The organism is Deltaproteobacteria bacterium (genome assembly GCA_026712905.1).
GTDB lineage: Bacteria > Desulfobacterota > Binatia > UBA9968 > JAJDTQ01 > JAJDTQ01.
This window is the reverse complement of record JAPOPM010000017.1, coordinates 1-20669: the sequence shown is the minus strand read 5'-3', so window position 1 is coordinate 20669 and position 20669 is coordinate 1. Positions and strand designations below refer to the sequence as shown.

Below are 20669 nucleotides of genomic sequence, written 5' to 3'. Positions count from 1 at the left end.
AGTAAGGGGGGTCTTTCGACTTCTCGGACACGCTCCTGGCGCAATGACCGGACCGAACACCAGCGAGGTCACACGATGAAATTCTCCTTTTTCATGATGCCGATCCACGATCCTTCGGAGAATCCGGCGCTGGCCTACGACCGGGACATCTCGCTCATCCACTACGCGGAGGAACTGGACTTCGACGAGTTCTTCATCGGCGAGCACCATTCCGGCGGCTGGGAGAACATGCCCGCGCCGGAATTGGCACTGGCCAAGGCCGCGGCCCACGCCAAGCGCATCCGCCTGGGCACGTCGGTGATCAATACGCCGTTCCACCACCCGTTCCACGTGGCCGAGCGCATGGCGTTCCTCGACCACCTCACCCGCGGGCGCGCCATCCTGGGCGTGGGACCGAGCGCGCTGGTGACCGACAAGAAGCTCTTCGGCCTGCCCAACGAAAAGCTCCACGCCATGCTGGCCGAGTCCGTGGACATCATCGTGCGCCTGCTGGAGTCGCCCGAGCCCATCGACCATCACGGCGAGTTCTGGAGCTTCGAGGGCATGCGGCTGCAGCTTCGCTCCTACCAGCAGCCGCGCATGCCGCTGGCCGTGGCTTCGTCGGGAACGTCCGGGAGCCTGGAGATGGCCGCCCGGCACGGCATGATGCTGCTGTCTCCCGCCGGCAAGAACCGCTGGCGCAACCCGGCCCACGCCGAGCAGTGGAAGACCGTGGAGGCCGCCGCGGCCCGGTACGGCAAGAGCGCCAGCCGGGACAACTGGCGCATCGCCACCAGCGTCTATCTCGCGGAGACCCGGGAGCAGGCTTGGGCGGACGTGGAGGCGGGTATCGCCCGTGACATGCAGTACTTCTTCGCCATCGGCCTCAAGAGGCCCTACGAGGCTTACCCCGACCAGCCGGAGTCGGAGATCACGCCCCGCTCGGGCGCGGACCGGCGCGACTGGATCATCGGCACGCCGGACGACGCCATCCGCCACATCGAGCGCATGCAGGAAGAGACCGGCGGCTTCGGCGGCCTGATGCTCACCACCCACGAGTGGACCGGCAGCGAGAACCTGCGCCGTTCGCTGGAGCTGTTCGCCCGCTACGTGATCCCGCACTTCCGCGGCCACACCCGCGGCTTCAGGGATGAGTGGGACCGTCTGCGCCAAGCTGCGAGCGAGGGGGGCGTGAAGCTGCCGGAGAACGGGCGGCCCAGCAACCTGAACAACGCGTAACCGGAGACTTCCGGAACGTCATCGCCACGAAAGCGGGAGTGTCAAGACTCCCGAGGCAACGACGCCCCATTTTCGTCATTCCCGCGGAAGCGGGAATCCAGGCGGGGGTGAGGCGGGGAAACGCCACTGCGGTGCCCTACCACCGCCCCTGGATTCCCGCTTCCGCGGGAATGACGTGCCGGGGGACGGCGGAGTACGAGTGTGAAAGAGAAAAGAGGGGCGCCCATGGGGGCGCCCCTCCTGCGTTGGCGGTGAGCGCTACGCTTCGGCCGGCCGCTCGGCGCGCCATGCGTGCAGGTATTGCACGATGTCGTCGAGGGCCAGCACGTCGGCGTACTTCTGGTTCATGTCGAAGAGGTTGATGGCGTGGCAGGCCTCGTGCCGGTCGAACACGCACTCCTCCGCCACCACCATGCGGAACCGGTAGGTGGCGCCGTCCACCACGCTGGCCCGGACGCAGCCGCTGGTGCTCTCGCCGCAGGCGATGACGGTGTCGATGCCGTGCTGGTTCAGGTGCGCCATCAGCGGCGTGCCCCAGAAGGCGCTGGGCGAGAGCTTGCGCAGCACCGCCTCGCCGGGTTGCGGCGCTACCTCGTCGATGATGTCGAACTTCGTGCGCCGCCGCTCCAGGGCTTCCGGCGACAGGTTGGCGGTTCCTCCGTCACGCCGGAAGGACCACTCGTCGACGCCCGCTTCCGGCAGGCCGGAGATGTGGATGATGGGAATGCCTGCCTCGCGCGCTGTGGTCAGCAGCCGCTGGATGTGGGGGATGGCGTTCCACCCGGCCATGCCGCAGTTCCCGGGCCAGTCCTCGATGGCCTCCAGCACGGGCTGGGGCTTGTCGCCGAAGACCCAGCGGTAGAGGTCGATGAGCAACAGGGCGGGTCGTTTGCCGAAGCCGATGGGCTTGGACGGCCTCATGGCAACGTGTGCCTTGTCCTGTTCCGAGAGATAACGATCCCATACGCGTTCGCTCATGATTGGTCTCCTTGCATCGCCGTTCGGGTTGCCGGCGCGGTAGGGTGGCCGCGCGCCGGTGCATGGTTGCTGTCGAGTGTTCCTGCGTGGATGCCTTCTGTTTATGACGCTCCCGGCGTGACAGTCAAACGGGAACGGGAGTCGCCTCAATGCTCCGCGGGCAGGGCCTCGCGCCCGTGCGGCTCCTCCAGGTGATCCATGGGCGGACCCAAGGGGACGATGCCGGTGGGGTTCACGTGGGACTGGCTGCCGTAGTAGCCCGCCTTGATCTTGTCGAGGTCGCAGGTCTCCCGGACTCCCGGCCACTGGTACAGTTCGCGCAGGTAGCCGCACAGGTTGGGATAGTCCTGGACGCGCCGGAGGTTGCACTTGAAGTGGCCGTGATACACCAGATCGAAGCGCAGCAGCGTGGGGAACGCGCGCCAGTCGGCCTCGGTGACGCGCGCGCCGGTCAGGTAGCGGCGCGCGGCCAGCCAACCCTCCATGGTGTCGAGGCCGTGGAACACCTTCTTCACGGCCTCCTCGTACGCCTTCTGCGACTTGGCGAAGCCCGCACGGTACACGCCGTTGTTCACGTGCTCGTAGACGAAGTCGTTGATGCGGTCGATCTCCGCGCGCGACTCCGCCGGGTAGTAGTCGTCGTGGACCTCGGTGAGGCCGTCGAAGGCCGTGTTGAACATGCGGATGATTTCCGACGACTCGTTGTTGACGATGGTGCGGCGTCGGCGGTCCCACAACGTCGGCACCGTGACCTTGCCGCTATAGTCGCCCTTGGCGGCGGTGTAGACTTGGTGCAGCCGGAAGACGCCGTCGTCGCCGGGGGCGAGGTCGTCGATGCCGCGGGAATAGGACCAGCCCGCCGACTTCGGCCGGTCCGCGCTGGACATGGAGACCACGTCCTCGAGATGCTTGAGCTTGCGCAGGATCATGGCCCGGTGCGCCCAGGGGCAGGAAGGGGAGACGAACAGGTGGTAGCGCCCGGGTTCCGCGTTGAAACCGCCCTCGCCGGTGGTCCCCGGCGCGCCGTCCGCGGTGACCCAGTTGCGGAAGATCGAATCGTCCCGGACGAAGCTGCCGCGGGAATCCGTCTGTACCTGCCCATCCTCGTGCCACTTGCCGTCGATCAGAACACCCATGTCGTGGTCCTCCCGGCCCGTCGGGGTCTTCGCCGCTGCGTGGGTCGTCGTATTCGTCCTTGAATACCCTTCGGGGTTCGTGGCCGCAAGGCGCGGCGGCTCGAGTCGGCGTCCCTCGACCGCGCTGCGCAGGGGACGCCGACTTCCCTGCTATCGGCATTGTGGGTTGTTCCGGGCCGCGTTATCCTTTGGACCGTTGCTGTCCGTCCCAACGTCTCGCTCTGGACCATGTACAGACTGCTCGGCCTCGCATCCTTGGCTCTTCACCTTCTCTCGGCGCCGACGACGGCGGCCGACCTGCCCCTTCAGGCGTTGGCGCGCAAGGAGATCGGCGCGGACCACGGGGTGTTCGTGCGCGCGGAAAGCGGCAAGGTCCTGGCGGCGCTGAACTCCACGCGCGCGTATCATCCGGCGTCGGTGACCAAGGTGGCCACGACCTTGGCGTTTCTTTCGAAGCTTCCCCCGGACCGGCGTTTCCGCACGACCTTTCTCGCCGCGGGTCCCGTAGCCGGCGGCACCCTGGACGGGGATCTGGTGGTGAAGTCGGAGGGCGATCCGTATTTCCTGTTTCCCAACGCGTTCCGGGTGCTGTTGGGCCTTCGGGAAAAGGGAGTCCACCGGGTCAAGGGCGCGATCCGCGTCCAGGGGCCTTTCTTCTTCGACTGGACCCCGGACCCCGAGGGACGCAGGCTGAAGCGCGTGTGGACGGGCCGCCTGGCCGCCGCGAGTTGGCCGGTGGTGACGCGCGCGCTGTTCCCCGGCGCATCCATGCCGCTGAAGGAGCACAAGCTGCGGTTCGAGCGCGTGACGGCGCGGGACCGGAGCAAACCGCTTCCGCCGCGCCCGCTGGTGGTGCATGCCTCGCCGCCGCTGCGGCGCCACCTCAAGGACTTCAACGCCCATTCGAACGACAACTTCCACGAGTTCTCGTACCAGGTCGGCGGGCCGGCGGAAGTGCAGCGTATTCTCCGCGCCGCCGTCTCGGCCGTACCCCGGCGGTTCATCGTCATCGACAACGCCGCCGGGGACGGGCGCAACAACCAGATGAGCCCGCGGGCCGTGGTCGCGATGTTCAAGGCCCTGGAGCGGACCCTCAAAGCGCGGGGGCTCGCCTACGCCGATGTGCTCCCGGTGGCCGGCGTCGATGCCGGGACTCTGGAGGACCGGCTGGCGGCGCAACGCTACCGCGGAGCGGTGGTGGGCAAGTCCGGAACCGTGCGCGTGCTGCGCATCTCCACCATGGCCGGCGTCGCGTACACGCGGAAATTCGGGCGCACGTTCTTCGCCGTCATGACCCGAGGCGTGCCGCTCTGGACGGCCCGGCAACGCCAGAACGCCTTCATGCGGGGGCTGCTCGACGCGGGCGGGCCGCGGCCCTTGCCCACGCGGAGCGCGCCGCCCCCCGCGTTCATGGAGGCGCGCCTGGAACCGCCGGAGTAGGGGCGCTGTCCTTGCATCGTCCGGGATCACTGGTGTACGAGTCCGGTTCGTGGTGACGCGCACGAGTCACCGTGAACCGCTCGCAGAACAGGAGGCATTTACAAATGGCTGACAGACCCTTGGAAGGAAAAGTGGCGTTGGTGAGCGGGGCGGGCAGCCCCATCGGGTTCGGCCGGCGCATGACGTTCGCCCTGACCGCGGCGGGCGCGCGCGTGGCCATGATGGACGTGAGCGAGGAGTGGGTCAACCGCACGGCCGACGAGGTGCGCGCCGTGGCCGGCCAGGACAGCGTCCTGCCCATCGTGGAGAGCGTGAGCAGTTGGGAAAGCGCGGCACGGGCGGTGGACACCGCCATCACCGACCTGGGCGGTCTCGACATCCTCGTCAACAACGCCGGGACCAATCCGCGCAACGTCGGCTTGACCTCCGAGTTCCGCGAGAAGTGCTGGGAGGTCTCGCCCGAGGCTTGGCTGCGGGTCTTCGGGGTGAACTGCGCCGGTCCCTTCTACATGGTGCGCGCCGCCGTCGGGCACATGATCGAGAAGGGGTGGGGCCGCATCATCGGCGTCACCACCAGCCTGAACACCATGTACCGCGCCTACGGCTCGCCCTACGGGCCGTCCAAGGCCGGGCACGAGGCCTTCATGGCGACGCTGTGCCAGGAGCTGGAAGGCACCGGCGTCACCGCCAACATACTGGTGCCGGGCGGCCCGGCCAACACCAACCTCATCCCCCAGGACGCCGAGTACAACCGCGAGGAATTGATCCAGCCGCCCGTGATGGAAAAGCCGGTGGTGTGGCTCGCATCGGAGGCGTCCGACGGTATCAACGGCCGGCGCTTCATCGCCTACCACTGGGACGAGGGCCTGCCGCTGGAAGAGCGTTTGGCCCAGGCGAGCGCGCCCTGCGCGTGGCCGCAGGCAGGGCAGCCCGCCATCGCACCGGGACGGTAGCCGACACTACGGACCGCCCCAAATCGCCGCGGCCGTCTCCACGATCCGGTCGAGCTTGCGCCACTGGTCGTCCTCGCTCACGGACTCGTGGTAGAGGCCGCTGGCGAAGCCACACTGCGGGCTCAAGGCCAGTTGCTCCAGCGGGCAGTGCCGGCTCGCTTCATCCACGTGATTTCTCAGCTCTTCGACGCTTTCGAGCCGGGCGCTCTTGGTGGTGACCAGCCCGAGCACGACGGTCTTGTCCGCGGGTACGAACCGGAGTGGTTCGAAGGAGCCCGCGCGTTCGCTGTCGTATTCCAGCAGGAGGCGATGGTGCCGCAGGCCGTTGAAGAGGCGTTCGGCGATGGCGTCGTAGTGCCCCTCCCGGTGCCACTGCGGTACCAACTCGCCGGTCACGGGGTCGTGGGTGCGGGCGTTTCCCCGGCACAGGTGGATGCCGAAGGTCACCCCCGGGAAGCCGTCGATCAGGGCGTTGTCGGCGCGGATGGACCGCTCGAGGTTCTCGTCCGGGTCCTCGCCGCGGGAGCGCATCCGCTCCAGCGAGACATGGTCCACGTAGGCGGTGTAGCCGGGCGCGTCGATCTGGATGTAGCGGCAGCCCGCCGCCACCAGGTCCGCGATCATGGTCCGCTCGATGCGGACGACGTCGTCGGTGAACTCGTCCAGGCCGCCGGGGTAGACGGACCGGGAGTCTTCCCACTTGAACCGTTGCGCGATGCGGTCCGGGCCGATGAGCGTGGGCTTGACCACGCGGCCGGCGACGCCGCTGGCGAACCGGTACTCCTCCAGCGGCAGATTGCGGGTCAGGCTCAGTCTGGCAACGGCCTTGCGCCGCGTGACGATGGCCGGCCCCGCGGCGCTGAAATCCTGCTCGGCGCGTTCCAGGGGCGTCGTGTTGACGTTCTCGTGGACGTAGAAGCGGATGGATTCCCGCGGGACGTCGAAGCCGGAGACACACGCCGAGAAGCTCTCCTGGAAGTTGCGCCGCCGCAACTCGCCGTCGCCCACCACTTGCAGCCCCACGGCTTCCTGCTTTCGGATGATCTCCTGAATCGCCTCGTCCTGAGCCCGCTGCAACTCATCGTCCCCGGCCTCGTACCGGTCATGCCGTTGAAAGACCTCGAGCAGCGGGTCGGGGTGGACCAGGCTGCCGATGTGCTCCGCCCGAACGGTGGGTAAACCCGTCTCGGCGTTCATGCATTGTCTCCTTGTCGACAGGCGCGGGATAGCTCGCGGGAGGCGTGGGACGACGTGACCGCTTGTCTCGGCCGTCAATCTCCCTGGGCGGCTTCGTCTCCCTTGAGTCGGGCGAACCCGGCGCGGATGGACGGCAGGAAGATCAGCACCACGGCGAAGACCAGCAGCCCCAGGGTCATCGGCCGCGCCCATATGAAGCCGATGCCGTCGGTGAGGTTCATGGCGCGGGCGAAGTTGTTTTCCAGCAACGGTCCGAGGATGAACCCGATGAGCATCGGCGCCAGCGGGTAGCCGGCCATGCGCATGATGGTGGCCACGAGTCCCATGCCGGTGAGCAGCAGTAGCTCGGTGGCGTTGTTCTGGCCGATGTAGCTGCCCATCATGGTGAAGAACAGGATGAACGGGATCAGGTAGTTGCGCGGGATCTCCAGCAGCTTGGCGATGTACGGGATCAGCGGCAGGTTGAGGACCAGCAGCACCACGTTGCCGAGGTACATGGAGATGATCACCGCCCAGAAGATGGAAGGATTGTCCACCATCAGGCGCGGTCCCGGCGCCACGTTGAGGGCGATGAGGGCGCCCAGGAGGATGGCGGTGGTGCCGGACCCGGGAATGCCCAGGGTGAGCAGCGGCACGAACGAGCCGGTGCAGGCCGCGTTGTTGGCCGTTTCCGGCGCGGCAAGCCCCTTGATGGAGCCCTTGCCGAACTTCGCCCGGTCCTCCCCCTTGGCGATGTTGCGTTCCACGGCGTAGCCGAGAAACGAAGCGATGGTCGCGCCCGCCCCCGGCATGACCCCGATGAAGAACCCCTGGAGCGACTGGCGTCCGATGACCGGGGCGATCTCCTTGGCCTCCTCACGCGTGATGCGCAGGTTGGCGATCTTGCCGCCGTCGTCCCCCTCGCGTTCCGAACGCTTGGGGTTGAGGACCAGGTACAGGGCCTCGGGGAGGGCGAACAGCGCCATGGCCAGCGTGATGAAGCTGATGCCGCTCTGCAGGTCCTGGATGCCGAAGGTGAAGCGCGGCGCGTTGAACAGGGCACTCTCGCCGACCGTCGCCAGCATCACGCCGAGGACGGTCATCATCAAGGCCTTGCCCACCTGACCCGAGCCCGCGAAGGCGGCGATGGCGGCGAGGCCCACGACCATCAGCGCGAAGTACTCGGCGGAGTGGAACAGCAGGGCCACGGTGGCCAATCCCGGCGCGAAACCCATGAGCAGGATGGCGCCGATGGTGCCTCCGGAGAACGACCCGATGGCGGCCACGGTCAGCGCCTTGCCGGCCTGCCCCTGCCGCGCCAGGGGGTAGCCGTCGAACGCCGTGGCGACGGTGCCGGCCACGCCCGGCGCGTTGATCAGGATCGACGAAGTGGAGCCGCCGAAGATGGCGCCGTAGTACACGCCCGCCAAGAGGATCAGCGCCGCCGCGGGATCGCCGATCTGTATGGCGATGGGGATCATGATGGCGATGATCGACATCGGGCCGAGACCCGGCAGCATGCCGATCAAGGTACCGATCAGGCACCCGGCGATGACCATGAGGAGGTTCTGAATGCTGAAGGCGGTGGACAGACCGGCGAGGATTCCTTCAACCATCGTTCGTCTCCCTTACATGAACAGGAACCAGGGCCAGGGTCGGAGGAAGATGCCGAGCACTTCCTGTACCAAGTACCAGATCAGGAAGGCCGCCAGCAGGGCCACCGGAACGAGGACGATGTAGCGCCGCTCGCCGAGAATCATCGCCCCGACAACCAGGAAGAGGGTCGTCATGGTCACGAAGCCGATGGGCCGCAGCAGCAGGGCGTAGGCGACCATGAGCACCAGCAGAAAGATCGCCTGGCCGAGCTTGTACTGCCGGAGGTTGCCGACGTCGATGTCGTCTTCGGGGGCCTCGCCGTCGGTCCCGGAACCGGACTGGACGAGCACGGCCACTCCCACCAGCGCGCCGATGACGCTCAGCCATTTCGGCAGCTCGTTGGGCAGGAACGTCATGTTGCGCTCGAACGGGAGCATCGCGGCCTCCATGACCACGAAGGCCGTGTAGCCGTAGGCGACGCAAACGACGATGAATATCAGGGCGATGGCGCGTTCGAGAGTCATGAGTCCACTCCTGCTCGTTGCGCACACGGAGGGAGAGAGGTCCGGGGCATCCCTGGCGGACGCCCCGGATCACCGAGTCGTTATTTGAGGAAGCCGAGCTGCTGCATCAGCTTCTTGATCACCTTCTCCTGGTTTTCCAGGAACGCGGTGAACTTGTCGCCGGGGTTGTGGATGTCGACCCAACCGTTGCGGTCGCGCACGGCCTTCCATTCGGGCGTGGCGTACATCGCCGCGAGGGCCTTGCGGTACTGGTCCGCCTTCTCCTGCGGCAGCCCCGGGGCGCCGAAGAAGCCGCGCCAGTTGACGAACGTCACGTCGAAGCCCTGCTCCTTCAGAGTCGGTGCGTCCTTGAACGCGGACACACGCTCCGGGGCGGTCACCGCCAGGATGCGCATCTCGCCGGCCTTGGCCAGCGCGACGGCCTCGGAGAAACCGGTGGAGCCGGCGGCGACTTCGCCGGACAGGATGGCCGCGTTCAGCTTGCCGCCCGCGTCATAGGGGATGTACTTGACCTTGGTCGGATCGGCTCCGGCCGCCTGAAAGGCCATGGCGGCAACCAAGTGGTCCAGCGATCCGGGCACGGAGCCGCCGCCCACGGATACCTTCTTCGGGTCCTTCTTGTACGCTGCCACCACGTCGGCGAAGTTCTTGTAGGGGCTGTCCTTGCCCGTGATGAGGGCCTGGTAGTCGCCGATGGTGCCCGCGATCATGGTCAGGTCGCGGAAGTTGTGGGGAAAGCGCCCGGTCAGCGAGCGGATGATGATGGGCGTCGAGTTCACCATCATGGTGCCGTGGTTGGACTCGGCGTTCTCGATGAGGAAGCCGATGGCCTTGCCGCCGCCGCCGCCGGACATGTTCTCGTACGAGGCCGATCCGGCGATGCCGGACTTGGTCAGCGCCTCGCCGGTGCCGCGCGCGGTGCCGTCCCAGCCGCCGCCGGCGCCGCCGGGGATGAGGAAGTGTATCTTGTCGACGATCTTATCGGCCGCGGGGGCGGGGTTGAAGGCGCTCAGGGCCAGCACCATGGCGGTGGCCACGGCCACGCCGAGGCGTGTCAGAAAACGGGTTCGTGTCATTTGTCTGTCCTCCTGACTGAAAAAATTAGCATTCGGTGTTAACGTAACCGCAAGCGTTTGTCCAATGAATTCGGGCCGGGAATGGTTCGTTATGAATCTCCTTCCCGGCGCAACTTCCTGTTGATGTCACACGGCAAATGAGATAAACAGGCGCAATCGACAAACCCGAGGAGGTGTCTGAATGCATCGTAAAACGTTGTTCTCGATCCTGGTCCTGGCGGCGGTCCTGTCGCTGAGCGTCAACGCATTCGCGCAGTGGAACATTTCAGTGGCGGGTTCGCCCGCGGGCGGTACGCTCCAGGTGAAGTCCGAGGGGCTGGGCGAAGCCCTGCGCCGGGGCGTCCCCAACTCGAACGTCACCGTGCCGACCTCCAGTCCGGCGGCGGGGCTGGCGTTGACCGGCGAAGGCAAGGCAGAGGTGGGAGTGGGCGCTTCGGCGCGCATGGCCGTGAACGCGATCCGCGGGAACGCGCCGTTCAAGAAGAAGTACGACTTCAAGCTGCTCGCGTTCTGGGGCGCCGACCTCTTCATGTTCGTCGCCACGCCCAAGGCAGGCCTGAGCACGTTCCGCGACTACGTGGCGCGCAAGGCCAAGGACGGCATCTCGGTGGGTCCCAAGGGCAGCGGTTCCTACATGGTGTTCGATGACGTGGCCAACGTGCACGGCACCAACTTCAAGGACATGGAAGGTTGGGGCGCGAAGATCCACTACCAGTACTCCGCTCCCTCGCTGGAGCTTCTCCAGGACGGGCAGATCGAGGGGCTGGGAGGCCTCTGGGGACAGCCCAGCGCCCGCATCGTCGACCTCACCAACAACCGGGAGATGGTTTGGGTAGGTTTGGACAAGGAAGCCATCGACAAGCTCGGCGCGGAGTTCGGGTATGAGCACGTGAAGCTCGACAACCCGGGAGACTTCGGCTACGGCTACAAGTTCGTCAACCAGAAGCCTCTGGAAACCGTGCGCATGGCGGACATCGTTGTCATCAACTCGAGCCTGTCCGTGGATCAGGCCTACGCCATCACCAAGGCCATCTACGGCAGCAAGGACTTCCTGGTCAACGTACACGTTTCCTTCAAGGCGTTGAGCGCGGAGAACACCATCGCGCTGGACAAGGCGTCCAAGGCCCTGAACCTCCACGAAGGCACCGTCAAGTATTTCCGCGAAGTGGGTGCCATGAAGTAGAGCGCACGGCGGCATACGCGGGACCCGCTGTCCCGCGTATGCTCCGCGCCGGCGGTGGCGCGACGTCCGTTGTGGCGTCGCGCCGCGCGTCCGAGCTCCAACAACGTTTCATCTTCCGCCCATGTCTTTCCTGACGACCCTCGGCCGAGTGTACGAGGACTACGCGGAAGGCAGCCGACGGCAGTTCACCGGCATCGCCGGCAAGCTCGTCCCCGGCTTTGCCATCCTGTACTCCCTCTACCACGTCTACGTCTTCATCATCGGCGTCGGCAAGCTGAACGTATTCCAGCACCGTTCGACGCACCTGTTGTGGCTTCTGGCCTTCTCCTTCATCGTCTACGGCCCGGCGGTGAAGAAGACGCGGGTGGGGCTTTGGGACTGGATCCCGGCGATCCTGTCCATCGCCATCTGGGTCTACATGATGTTCAACCTCGAGCGCATCACCTTGTGGTTGAGCCTCATCGACGAGCCGCCGCTGCTGGACCTCATCTTCGGCGGCCTGCTGATTCTGCTGGTGCTCGAGGGCGTGCGGCGTGTCTCGCGCATGCCGCTCGTGATCGTCACCGTGATCTTCCTGCTCTACATGTTCTGGGGAAATCTGCTGGGCGGGATCTGGTGGCACGCGGGCATGACCTATGACGTGGTCATCGACGTGCTGTTCCTGAGCCCCCAGGGCATGTGGGGCTCGCTCATGAACATCTCCGCCACCTACATCATCCTGTTCGTGCTCTTCGGCCAGTTGCTGCTGCACTTGGGCGGCGCCGCGTTCTTCGTGGACCTGGCCGACGCCGTGGCCGGGCGCGCCCGCGGCGGGCCCGCCAAGGTGGCGGTGGTGGGCAGCGGCCTGTTCGGTACCATCTCCGGCAGCCAGATCGCCAACGTCGCCACCAGCGGCTCCTTCACCATCCCGATGATGAAGCGCGTCGGCTTCCGGCCGCAGTTCGCCGGGGGGGTGGAGCTGTCGGCCTCCATGGGCGGTATGTTCATGCCGCCGGTGATGGCGTCCACCGTGTTCCTGATGAGCGACATCAGCGGCATCCCTTACGTCGAGATCATCGTGGCGGCGTTCATCCCCGCCTGTCTCTACTTCTACACGGTCTTCTGGCAGGTGCACATGGAGAGCGTGAAGATGGGGATCATCTCTCCCACCGAGGGGCGGCGCTCGGCGTGGAACGTGCTCAAGGAGGACGGCCACTTCATCCTGCCGCTGATCGTCATCGTGTGGGTCCTGCTGGAAGGGTATACACCGATCCGGGCCGCGCTGGTGGCCATCGCAACCCTGCTGGTGGTCACGGGCGTCAGGAAGAAGGGGCGCAAGGACTTCGTCAAGAACGTGCTCAAGGGGCTGGAGACCGGCGCCACCACATCCATCATCGTGGCGCTGCCCATCGCCGCCGGCGCCATCATGGTCACGGCCATCTCCGCCACCGGCCTCGGCGGGAAGTTCGGCTCCATGGTCATGCTCTTCTCCGGCGGCTACCTGTTTCCGGCCCTGGTGATCGCCATGATCGCGTCGCTGGTGCTGGGCGCGCCCCTGTCGGTGGCGGCCACCTATATCCTGACGGCCATCATGATCGTTCCCGTGACCGTATCGCTGGGCGTGGCGCCGCTGGCGGCGCACCTGTTCGCGGTCTACTTCGCGGTCATCGCGCCCATGTCTCCGCCGGCGGGTCCGGCCATGTTCCTTGCCGGAGGACTTGCCGGAGCCAACCCCATGATCGTGGGGCTCATCGGCATGCGGCTCGCCATCGGCGCGTTCGTGCTGCCGTTCATGTTCGTGTTCAACTCCGGCCTGCTGATGGAAGGGAGCGTCGTCGAGATACTCTTCGCCGTCGCCGTGGCCGCGTTCGCTCTGTTCGCGCTGGCCGCTGGCTTCGAAGGCTGGATCTCGAAGTCGACCGCGGCGTGGGAGCGCGTGCTGCTGGTGGCGGGCGGCTTCACGATGATTTTCCCGGGCGCGGTCACCCTGACGGCGGGCGCCGCCGCCGTGATCGTGGCCATCGTCGGGCACTTGGTGCGGGTGAAGGTAGTGCAGGCCACAAGCGAGCCTGCGGCGCCTTGACCGCGTAAGGTCAGCGGGACGCTCCGTGGCATATGGACGGAGCGTCCCGGTGCCGAAGAAGTAGCCGGAACACGGAGCGAAAGCGGGGAGCAAGCCAAGCCTTGGTTGCCGCGCGAACGTTGCTGGTCGTCCTTGTCCTTGTCTGGGTGTCGGGGTGCTCCTACACACCCCCGCCCAAGCGTCAGGCCGACGTCTGCCAAGTCTTCTCGCAGTATCCCGATTGGTACGACTACGCCGTCAAGTCCCAGCGCCAGTGGGGCACGCCGGTTCATGTCCTCATGGCCTTCGTGCGCCATGAGTCGAGCTTCCAGAGCCACGCCAAGCCGCCCATGCGCTGGCTCCTGTTCATCCCGCTGGGGCGTCCGTCGTCGGCCAAGGGATACGCCCAGGCCCAGAACCCGGTGTGGAGCGAATACGAGGCGGAGCGGGGCCGGCTCTTCCGCAGCCGCTCGGACATGGAGGACGCCCTCGACTTCGTCGGCTGGTACAACCACAAGACCTGGCGCGAACTGGGTATCGCCCGGACCGACGCGCACAGGCTCTACCTCGCCTATCACGAAGGCCGCGGCGGCTACCGCCGCGGCACCTGGAAGAAGAAGCCTCAGGTGCAGCGTACCGCCAAGCGCGTGGCCGCCACCGCCGCCCGCTACAAGGCGCAACTGGACAAGTGCGAGTCGCGTTTTCGCTGCGACTCCTGGTACCAGGTGTGGCCGCTGTGCCGGTAAGCGTGGGCGGCTTGCAAACGGCTGTGACTTCGTCCTAGAGTGCAAGCGTTCATCCGTGTGCGATGGAGCAAACAAAAGGAGTGACCCAATGAAGCGATTCAATTCCAAATGGACAGCTCCGGCAGCGCTGCTGGCCTTCGGCATCGCGACCTTGGCGGCATCCGCGGCAACCGCGGCGGACATGACGCCCATCAGCGTGGGCCGGACGACATCGGCGAGCGGGTTTCACATTCCCTCGTACATCGCCATGGACAAGGGCATCTTCAAGAAGCACGGCCTGGAGGCCAAGTACCGCAGCATGAGCGGCAAGGCGTTGCTCAACGCCGGCATCGCCAAGCAGATCGATTTCGTGCCGATCCCCGGTGGCGGTTCCCAGGCTCTGCTCAAGGGCGCGCCGATCACGTTCCTGGTGGGCCAATCGCTGATCTCCCAGTGGACCATCACCGCCCACAAGGACATCAAGTCGGTCGAGGACCTCAAGGGCAAGATCCTCGGGCTCGGACGGCCCGGCAGTGCCGACTACGATGAAGCCGACATCGTACTGTCCAAGAACTTCGGCATGGAGCCCGGACGCGACTACAAGGTCATCAGCTTCCGGGGCGAAGCCGAACGGATCGCCGCCATGATCAACGGCGACATCCACGCCGGCCTGCTCACCTTCCCGCACGCGGCCAAGGCGAAGCTCGCGGGCTTCAAGGTCATCTTGAAGACCGGAAAGTACCTGCCGCGGATCGGTGGCAGTTTCTGGGTGCACAACGACTACCTCAAGGCCAACCGCAAGACGGCCAAGGCTTTCATCCATGCCATGGCCGAAGCCGCGGAGTACATGGAGTCCAACAAGGAAGGCTCCATCGACGTCATCCAGAAGTACTTCGCCATGAAGGACCGCCGGGAAGCCGAAGGCGTATGGGAAGAAGTGTTCGACCAATACGGCGCGGATCTGCCGAAGCACCTGGTGAAGAGCCTGTTCGAATCCCGCGTGAAGCGCATGATGGCGCAGAACCTCTGGCCCAAGGACAAGCCGCTTCCCGACCTCGAGCAGTTCGTCGCCCGGGATCTCATCGAGGAAGCGCTGACCGAACGCGGTTACGTGCGGGGCAAGGGCGGTTACCTGGAGCCCAAGCGTTAATTCAGCTCCGTTATTCAACTCTTGAGAGGGTACGCGACAGAGTGTCGCGTACCTCGAACCATGCACTTGCACCCGACAGGGCCCTGGCGTTTTCCGAGCGGGTAACAAGCCTGTTTGTGACGCGAATCGCCAGGACCCTGTCGCTCAACTGGCGTCCCGGACCGGACATCAGCGGCAGAGGTCCAGCAACTCACCCAACGTTTCCGTTTTTCCGGCAATGGCATTGACGCGCGAAAACTGGCAGAGGACAACGATGTCCTTGCCTGATCGCCTGGGCGGCGGCCCGCGCAGGCTTGGCCGTCCGCGCCGGCGGTAAAGACAATCCAGGCAGTTTCCATCAGGAGGAAGAAGAGGCATGGCTCAAGCGAACGGCTACATCATCGGCATCGACACCGGCGGCACGTTTACGGACGTGGTGGTCATGTCCCCCGGCGGGGAGGTGTGGACGGCGAAGGCGTCGACGACGCCGGACGATTTCTCCCGCGGCGTCATGGACGCGCTCACCGAGGCCGGCCGCGTGCTGGACGTGGACCGCGCCGACCTGCTGAAGCAGGCGGTGTTGTTCAAGCACGGCAGCACCGTGGCCACCAACGCGCTCATCACCCGCACCGGGGTCAAGGTGGGCTTCATCACCACCCGCGGCTTCGAGGACACCACCGAGATCATGCGCGCCATCGGCCGGGTGGACGGCCTCTCCGAGGAGGAAATCCGCCACGCCACGTGGGTCACCAAGCCCGAGCCGCTGGTGCCGCGCGAGCGGGTCCTGGGGGTGCGCGAGCGCATCGACTACCGCGGCGAGGTGGTGGTGCCGCTGTCCCGCCAGGACGTGATGGACGCCATCCGCAAGCTCGTGGACGAGGAGGGATGCGAGGCCATCGCGGTGAGCCTGCTGCACGCCTGGGCCAACGCCAAGCATGAGGACGACGTCCGCGCGCTGGCGCGCGAGGCCGACCCGTCCAACAAGGTGTTCTGGTCCTTCGGCAGCGAGCTGGCGCAGGTGGCGGGCGAGTACGCGCGCGCCAACACGGCCATCATCAACAGCTTCCTCGGCCCAACGGTGGACCGCTACCTCGGCGGCCTGCAGACCAAGCTCGAGGAGGGCGGCCTGGAAAACCCGTTCCTGATCATGCAGGGCAACGGCGGCGTGGCCCACCGGACTCATGCGACTCCCGTGTCGAACCTCCAGTCCGGGCCGGCCGGCGGTGCCATCGCGTCCGCCTACGTGGCCGGGCTCCTGGGCCATCCCAACGTCATCACCGCCGACATGGGCGGCACGAGCTTCGACGTCGGCCTCATCACCGAGGGCTACTGGCGCTACGCGGCGGAACCCATCGTCGAGCGCTTTCGCATGCTCCAGCCCATCATCGACATCCAGTCCATCGGTGCCGGCGGCGGCACCATCGGGCGCGTCGACGAGGAGACCGGCCGGCTGCTGGTGGGTCCCCAGAGCGCGGGCGCGAGTCCGGGCCCGGTGTGCTACGACGCCGGCGGCGAGGAAGTCACGGTCACCGACTGCGACCTGGTGCTGGGCATCATCGATCCTGACTATTTCCTCGGTGGACGCAAGTCGCTCAACAAGGAAAAGGCGGAGAAGGTCGTGGCGGAAAAGATCGCCAAGCCGCTCGGCCTCAGCAACGTGGAAGCCGCGGCCGGGGTCTACGATATCGTCAACAGCAAGATGTCCGACCTGATCCGCCAACAGGTGGTGCGCACCGGACACCTGCCCGAGGAATTCGTCATCTACGCCTTCGGCGGCGCCGGGCCGGTGCACTCCGCGGGGTTTTCCGCCGAGCTGGGCATCAACAAGATCTACATCTTCCCCACCTCGCCCGTGTTCTCCGCCTTCGGCGTAGCCGCCGCGGACGTGATCCACACACGGGTCATGACCTGCCAGTACATCTTCCCGGCCGAGCCGGAGGGACCCAACGAGCGCCTCGACACCATCGAGAACGAGTTGGGAGAGATCATGACGGGCGAGGGCTTCAAGACCGAGCAAGTGGAGTTCCGTCGCTTCTTCACCATGCGCTACCGCCGCCAGACCGCCGGCGTGGAGATCCCGCTGACGTGGGACCGCATGACCGACGCCCGGCTGCGGGAGCTGCAGGAGATGTTCGAGAAGAAGTACGAGGAACTCTACGGCGTGGGCGCGGGCTACACCAAGGCCGGCATCGAGATCAGCGCCATCCGCGTGGACGCGGTGGGTCTGGTCACCAAGCCGGAGTTGAAGCCGCAGCCCGTGGAGCCGGGCGACGGCGCCCAGGCCGTCAAGGGCAAGCGCGACGTCTACTTCACACGGCCGGAGCGAGGATTCATCGAGACCCCGGTGTACGACAACGGGCTCCTCAAGGCGGGCAACGAGGTGACCGGTCCGGCCGTCCTGGAGCTGCCCTTCACCACCATTCCGGTGCCGCCGGGCGCCAAGGTGACCGTCGATCCGTATCTGAACCTGGTGATGGAAATCTAAGGACAGGACATTCAATCAGGAGAGACTGATGGAACCGACCGCGGTTGATCCCATTCGCTATGAGATGTACTTCCACCGGCTCTGGGCCATCGGGGAAGAAGGGCGCATGACGCTGCAGCGCGTGACCGCTTCTCCCATCGTGGCCCAAGGCGGCGAGTGCATGAGTTCGTTCTACGACGCCGAGGGCGTCATGGTGCTGGCGTGCTCCGGCCACCTGCGGTTCGCCGCCGCCACCTCCCAGGCCATCAAGAACATGATGGAGTACTTCCAGGAGTCGCCCGGCTTCTATGACGGCGACCAGTTCTTCTTCAACGACCCCTACGTGGCCGGCTCTCACACCTACGACATGATGGTCATCAAGCCCATCTTCTACGAGGGCGAGTTGATCGCGTGGACCGCCACCAGCACCCATACCGCCGACACCGGCGGGGTGCTCCGGGGCGGCGCCCTGGAGGTCTTTCACGAGGGCATCTGCATCAGCGGCCTCAAGATCGTCGAGAAAGGGGAGTTCCGGGAGGACGTCTTCCGCACCCTCACCGGCATGTGCCGGGACCCACAGTACGTCGGGCTCGACATGAAGGCGATGATCGCCGGCAACAACGTCTGCTCCGACCGCTACCTGGGACTGGTGGACAAATTCGGTCCGGAGTTCGTCGAGGCCGCGGGTCGGCGCATGATCGAGGATTCCGAGGCCAAGGCCCGCGCCAAGCTGCGCTCGCTGCCCGACGGCACCTGGGTCTCTCGGGAATACGTCACCACCCTGGACCGCAAGTCGCGCAAGGCCGTGGCCCAGCAGCTCTACTGCACCATGACCAAGAAGGGCGACGAGCTGGAGTTCGACCTCGAGGGCACCAGCCCCCAGACCGACACCGACCACAACTCCACCTTCCCAAGCACCGCGGCCCACATCACCCTGGCGCTCACCAACGCGCTCTTCTGGGACGTGCCCTGGAGCGACGGCAAGATGAAGCCGGTGACCCTCAAGATACCGGAGGGCAGCATCCTGAACTGCACCTTCCCCGCCGCCTGCGGCGCCGCGCCGCGGGTGGGCAACGTGCTGGTCTCCACCATCTGCGAATGTGTCTCCAAGATGCTCTACGCCGCCGGCCGGGCGGACGACGTCAACGCCTCCACCACCGGCAACCTGGCCTACGCCGGCGGCCCCGGCTACTTCTACGGCGGCCATACCCGCGACGGAATCCGGGTGGCCCAGGGGCTGTACGACATCCACGGCGCGGGCATGGGCAGCGCGCCGGTCCGGGACGGGGTCAACACCGGCGGCCACATGAACATCCCCTCCGCCGGCATCAGCGATATCGAGCGCATCGAGATGCAGTATCCGTTCCTGTACTTCACCCGCGGGCACAACCCCGACGGCAGCGGGTTCGGCAAGTACCGCGGCGGCCTCGGCAGCTACCGCGTCTACTGGATCTACGGCTCCCAGGACTGCAGCGTGGACTACAAGCCCTACGGCGGCGTGGCCCAGGGCGGCTACGGCCTGTGCGGCGGCTATCCCACGGGCAAGAGCGTGCTGCGCTACATGGTGGACGCGGGCATGGAGCTGCTGGACCGGGTCAAGGTGGGCGAATACCCGGACGGCGAAGGCATGCGCGACGGCACCTGGGGCCGGGTGGTGCATCCCGATGGGGTGCCGGAGCGCGTGATGTTGCCGGAGGGAAGCCTCCTGATCGACTACGTGGCCGGCGGCGGCGGTTTCGGCGACCCGCTCGAACGCGACCCCGCGCTGGTGCTGCGGGACTTCGGCCGGGGCTGGCTCACCCCCAAGATCGGCGAGGAAGTGTACGGCGTGGTGCTGGCCAAGGACGGCGGTTCCGTGGACGCGGCGGCCACCAAGAGCCTGCGGGAACGCATCCGCGTCGAGCGCAAGCAGCTCGGGGCGCCGCCTTCGGGAAAGACCTCGGCGCTGGACCCGGCGCGGGCGGGGGAGTACGAATCGGTCCTGCGCTTCCACGCAAGCCTGGAGATCGCCCGCCGCAACGGTGAGCACGCCATCCGCTGCACCCAGTGCGGTCACCTCTACTGCGGCGCCGAGGAGAACTACAAGAACTACGCGCTGCGCCGAATCCTGGACCTGAACGACTACATGGAAGACGCCCTGCCGTCCGGCGAGCCCTATATCGGCGAGTACCACGAGTACAGTTGTCCGGGCTGCCAGGTACAGTTGCAGGTGGATCTATTCTGCCCGGCCATGGGCGGCGATCCGATCCTGTGGGATACGCGTATCGACGTGTGACGGCGGGGCGCCCGGTCTCGGCGGGTTGGCCGCCGATGGGAGAAGAATCGTAGGGGCGGTTTTCAAACCCGCCCGTGCCCGGCCTGACGCCAGGCCGCGGGGAGACCTTGATGAGCGATGACAAGACCAAGATCGTAACCGGATTGGGCAAGGCCGAGCTGCATCGTGTCCTCGTCCGCAACATCGACCTGACTCAGGACATCCTGGGCAAGCTCAGCTTTGGCCAGATGACCTTTCTGATGCTGGTGGGACGGGTTCCCTCCGAGAACGAGGGGCGGATGACCGACGCCTTGCTCAACGTCCTGGTGGAGCACGGCATGGTGGGCAACATCGTCGCGGCCCGCTTGACGGTGTCCACCGCGCCCGAGGCGATCCAGGGAGCGGTCGCCGCGGCGCTGCTGGGAGCCGGCAGCGTGCACCTGGGCTCCTCGGAGTACTGCGCCAAGATGCTGCAGGACGCGCTGCCGCTGGACAGCGGCGACGCCGACCTGGCCGCGGCGGCCCAGGGAGTGCTGGAAGATCACTCCAACCGCAAGCAGCGGATCGCCGGCATCGGCCATGCCACCCACTCCGAGGGCGACCCCCGCGCCGACCGGCTGTACGAGATCGCCGCGGAGACCGGCGTGCGCGGACGCTACTGCGAGTTCCTCGAAGAAATCAAGAAGGCCGCGGAGGCGCGCCACAACCGGGGCCTGCCCATCAACGTCACCGGCGCCATCGCCGCCATCGCCTCGGACATGGGGCTCCAGTGGCAG

General features: G+C 66.3%; 16 protein-coding genes. 10 read left to right on the top strand and 6 right to left on the bottom strand.

Going from position 1 to position 20669, the window contains the following annotated elements:
* Window positions 1-75 precede the first annotated feature (75 nt).
* Window positions 76-1218, top strand: a complete 1143-nt coding sequence (locus OXF11_00975) for an LLM class flavin-dependent oxidoreductase (GenBank protein ID MCY4485678.1) — start codon at window positions 76-78, stop codon at window positions 1216-1218.
* 258 nt (window positions 1219-1476) lie between these two features.
* Here the strand turns inward: OXF11_00975 and OXF11_00970 are convergent, their stop codons facing one another.
* Both OXF11_00970 and OXF11_00965 read right to left on the bottom strand, forming a co-directional pair.
* Entirely contained in the window at window positions 1477-2196 is a 720-nt protein-coding gene (locus OXF11_00970; protein MCY4485677.1) for an isochorismatase family protein, read from the bottom strand.
* A 146-nt stretch (window positions 2197-2342) separates the two neighbouring features.
* A complete protein-coding gene (locus OXF11_00965) occupies window positions 2343-3332 on the bottom strand; it encodes a glutathione S-transferase family protein (protein MCY4485676.1) in 990 nt (329 codons plus the stop codon).
* Between the two features lie 228 nt (window positions 3333-3560).
* Between OXF11_00965 and OXF11_00960 the strand changes: the two genes are divergently transcribed.
* Both OXF11_00960 and OXF11_00955 read left to right on the top strand, forming a co-directional pair.
* Window positions 3561-4772, top strand: a complete 1212-nt coding sequence (locus tag OXF11_00960; protein ID MCY4485675.1) for a D-alanyl-D-alanine carboxypeptidase — start codon at window positions 3561-3563, stop codon at window positions 4770-4772.
* 104 nt (window positions 4773-4876) lie between these two features.
* A complete protein-coding gene (locus OXF11_00955; GenBank protein ID MCY4485674.1) occupies window positions 4877-5725 on the top strand; it encodes an SDR family NAD(P)-dependent oxidoreductase in 849 nt (282 codons plus the stop codon).
* A gap of 6 nt (window positions 5726-5731) precedes the next feature.
* On the opposite strand, the gene OXF11_00950 is transcribed toward OXF11_00955, so the two are convergent.
* The 4 genes from OXF11_00950 to OXF11_00935 all read right to left on the bottom strand — a co-directional run bounded on the left by OXF11_00950 (window position 5732) and on the right by OXF11_00935 (window position 10046).
* Window positions 5732-6922, bottom strand: a complete 1191-nt coding sequence (locus OXF11_00950; GenBank protein MCY4485673.1) for a methionine synthase — start codon at window positions 6920-6922, stop codon at window positions 5732-5734.
* Between the two features lie 74 nt (window positions 6923-6996).
* Window positions 6997-8517: a tripartite tricarboxylate transporter permease gene (locus OXF11_00945; GenBank protein ID MCY4485672.1), complete on the bottom strand. Its 1521-nt coding sequence runs from the start codon at window positions 8515-8517 to the stop codon at window positions 6997-6999.
* A 12-nt stretch (window positions 8518-8529) separates the two neighbouring features.
* A complete protein-coding gene (locus OXF11_00940; protein ID MCY4485671.1) occupies window positions 8530-9021 on the bottom strand; it encodes a tripartite tricarboxylate transporter TctB family protein in 492 nt (163 codons plus the stop codon).
* Between the two features lie 80 nt (window positions 9022-9101).
* Window positions 9102-10046 carry a tripartite tricarboxylate transporter substrate-binding protein gene (locus tag OXF11_00935; GenBank protein MCY4485670.1) on the bottom strand — a complete coding sequence of 315 codons (945 nt, stop codon included), beginning with the start codon at window positions 10044-10046 and terminating at the stop codon, window positions 9102-9104.
* A gap of 232 nt (window positions 10047-10278) precedes the next feature.
* Between OXF11_00935 and OXF11_00930 the strand changes: the two genes are divergently transcribed.
* The 7 genes from OXF11_00930 to OXF11_00900 all read left to right on the top strand — a co-directional run.
* Window positions 10279-11280: a TAXI family TRAP transporter solute-binding subunit gene (locus tag OXF11_00930; GenBank protein MCY4485669.1), complete on the top strand. Its 1002-nt coding sequence runs from the start codon at window positions 10279-10281 to the stop codon at window positions 11278-11280.
* 121 nt (window positions 11281-11401) lie between these two features.
* Entirely contained in the window at window positions 11402-13342 is a 1941-nt protein-coding gene (locus OXF11_00925; GenBank protein MCY4485668.1) for a TRAP transporter fused permease subunit, read from the top strand.
* A 101-nt stretch (window positions 13343-13443) separates the two neighbouring features.
* A complete protein-coding gene (locus OXF11_00920) occupies window positions 13444-14067 on the top strand; it encodes a lysozyme-like domain containing protein (GenBank protein ID MCY4485667.1) in 624 nt (207 codons plus the stop codon).
* Between the two features lie 88 nt (window positions 14068-14155).
* A complete protein-coding gene (locus OXF11_00915; protein ID MCY4485666.1) occupies window positions 14156-15196 on the top strand; it encodes an ABC transporter substrate-binding protein in 1041 nt (346 codons plus the stop codon).
* Between the two features lie 355 nt (window positions 15197-15551).
* Entirely contained in the window at window positions 15552-17660 is a 2109-nt protein-coding gene (locus OXF11_00910) for a hydantoinase/oxoprolinase family protein (GenBank protein MCY4485665.1), read from the top strand.
* A gap of 28 nt (window positions 17661-17688) precedes the next feature.
* Window positions 17689-19914 carry a hydantoinase B/oxoprolinase family protein gene (locus OXF11_00905; GenBank protein ID MCY4485664.1) on the top strand — a complete coding sequence of 742 codons (2226 nt, stop codon included), beginning with the start codon at window positions 17689-17691 and terminating at the stop codon, window positions 19912-19914.
* A 110-nt stretch (window positions 19915-20024) separates the two neighbouring features.
* A partial coding sequence (locus OXF11_00900; GenBank protein MCY4485663.1) for a citryl-CoA lyase occupies window positions 20025-20669 on the top strand: 645 nt, incomplete at its 3' end.

What these genes read in the sequence shown, in the direction of transcription:
- OXF11_00935 (MCY4485670.1), bottom strand. Translation starts at nt 10,046, where the DNA reads ATGGTGCTGGCCCTGAGCGCCTTCAACCCCGCCCCCGCGGCCGATAAG.
- OXF11_00960 (MCY4485675.1), top strand. Translation starts at nt 3,561, where the DNA reads ATGTACAGACTGCTCGGCCTCGCATCCTTGGCTCTTCACCTTCTCTCG.
- OXF11_00940 (MCY4485671.1), bottom strand. Translation starts at nt 9,021, where the DNA reads ATGACTCTCGAACGCGCCATCGCCCTGATATTCATCGTCGTTTGCGTC.
- OXF11_00925 (MCY4485668.1), top strand. Translation starts at nt 11,402, where the DNA reads ATGTCTTTCCTGACGACCCTCGGCCGAGTGTACGAGGACTACGCGGAA.
- OXF11_00945 (MCY4485672.1), bottom strand. Translation starts at nt 8,517, where the DNA reads ATGGTTGAAGGAATCCTCGCCGGTCTGTCCACCGCCTTCAGCATTCAG.
- OXF11_00910 (MCY4485665.1), top strand. Translation starts at nt 15,552, where the DNA reads ATGGCTCAAGCGAACGGCTACATCATCGGCATCGACACCGGCGGCACG.
- OXF11_00965 (MCY4485676.1), bottom strand. Translation starts at nt 3,332, where the DNA reads ATGGGTGTTCTGATCGACGGCAAGTGGCACGAGGATGGGCAGGTACAG.
- OXF11_00955 (MCY4485674.1), top strand. Translation starts at nt 4,877, where the DNA reads ATGGCTGACAGACCCTTGGAAGGAAAAGTGGCGTTGGTGAGCGGGGCG.
- OXF11_00930 (MCY4485669.1), top strand. Translation starts at nt 10,279, where the DNA reads ATGCATCGTAAAACGTTGTTCTCGATCCTGGTCCTGGCGGCGGTCCTG.
- OXF11_00970 (MCY4485677.1), bottom strand. Translation starts at nt 2,196, where the DNA reads ATGAGCGAACGCGTATGGGATCGTTATCTCTCGGAACAGGACAAGGCA.
- OXF11_00905 (MCY4485664.1), top strand. Translation starts at nt 17,689, where the DNA reads ATGGAACCGACCGCGGTTGATCCCATTCGCTATGAGATGTACTTCCAC.
- OXF11_00950 (MCY4485673.1), bottom strand. Translation starts at nt 6,922, where the DNA reads ATGAACGCCGAGACGGGTTTACCCACCGTTCGGGCGGAGCACATCGGC.
- OXF11_00975 (MCY4485678.1), top strand. Translation starts at nt 76, where the DNA reads ATGAAATTCTCCTTTTTCATGATGCCGATCCACGATCCTTCGGAGAAT.
- OXF11_00915 (MCY4485666.1), top strand. Translation starts at nt 14,156, where the DNA reads ATGAAGCGATTCAATTCCAAATGGACAGCTCCGGCAGCGCTGCTGGCC.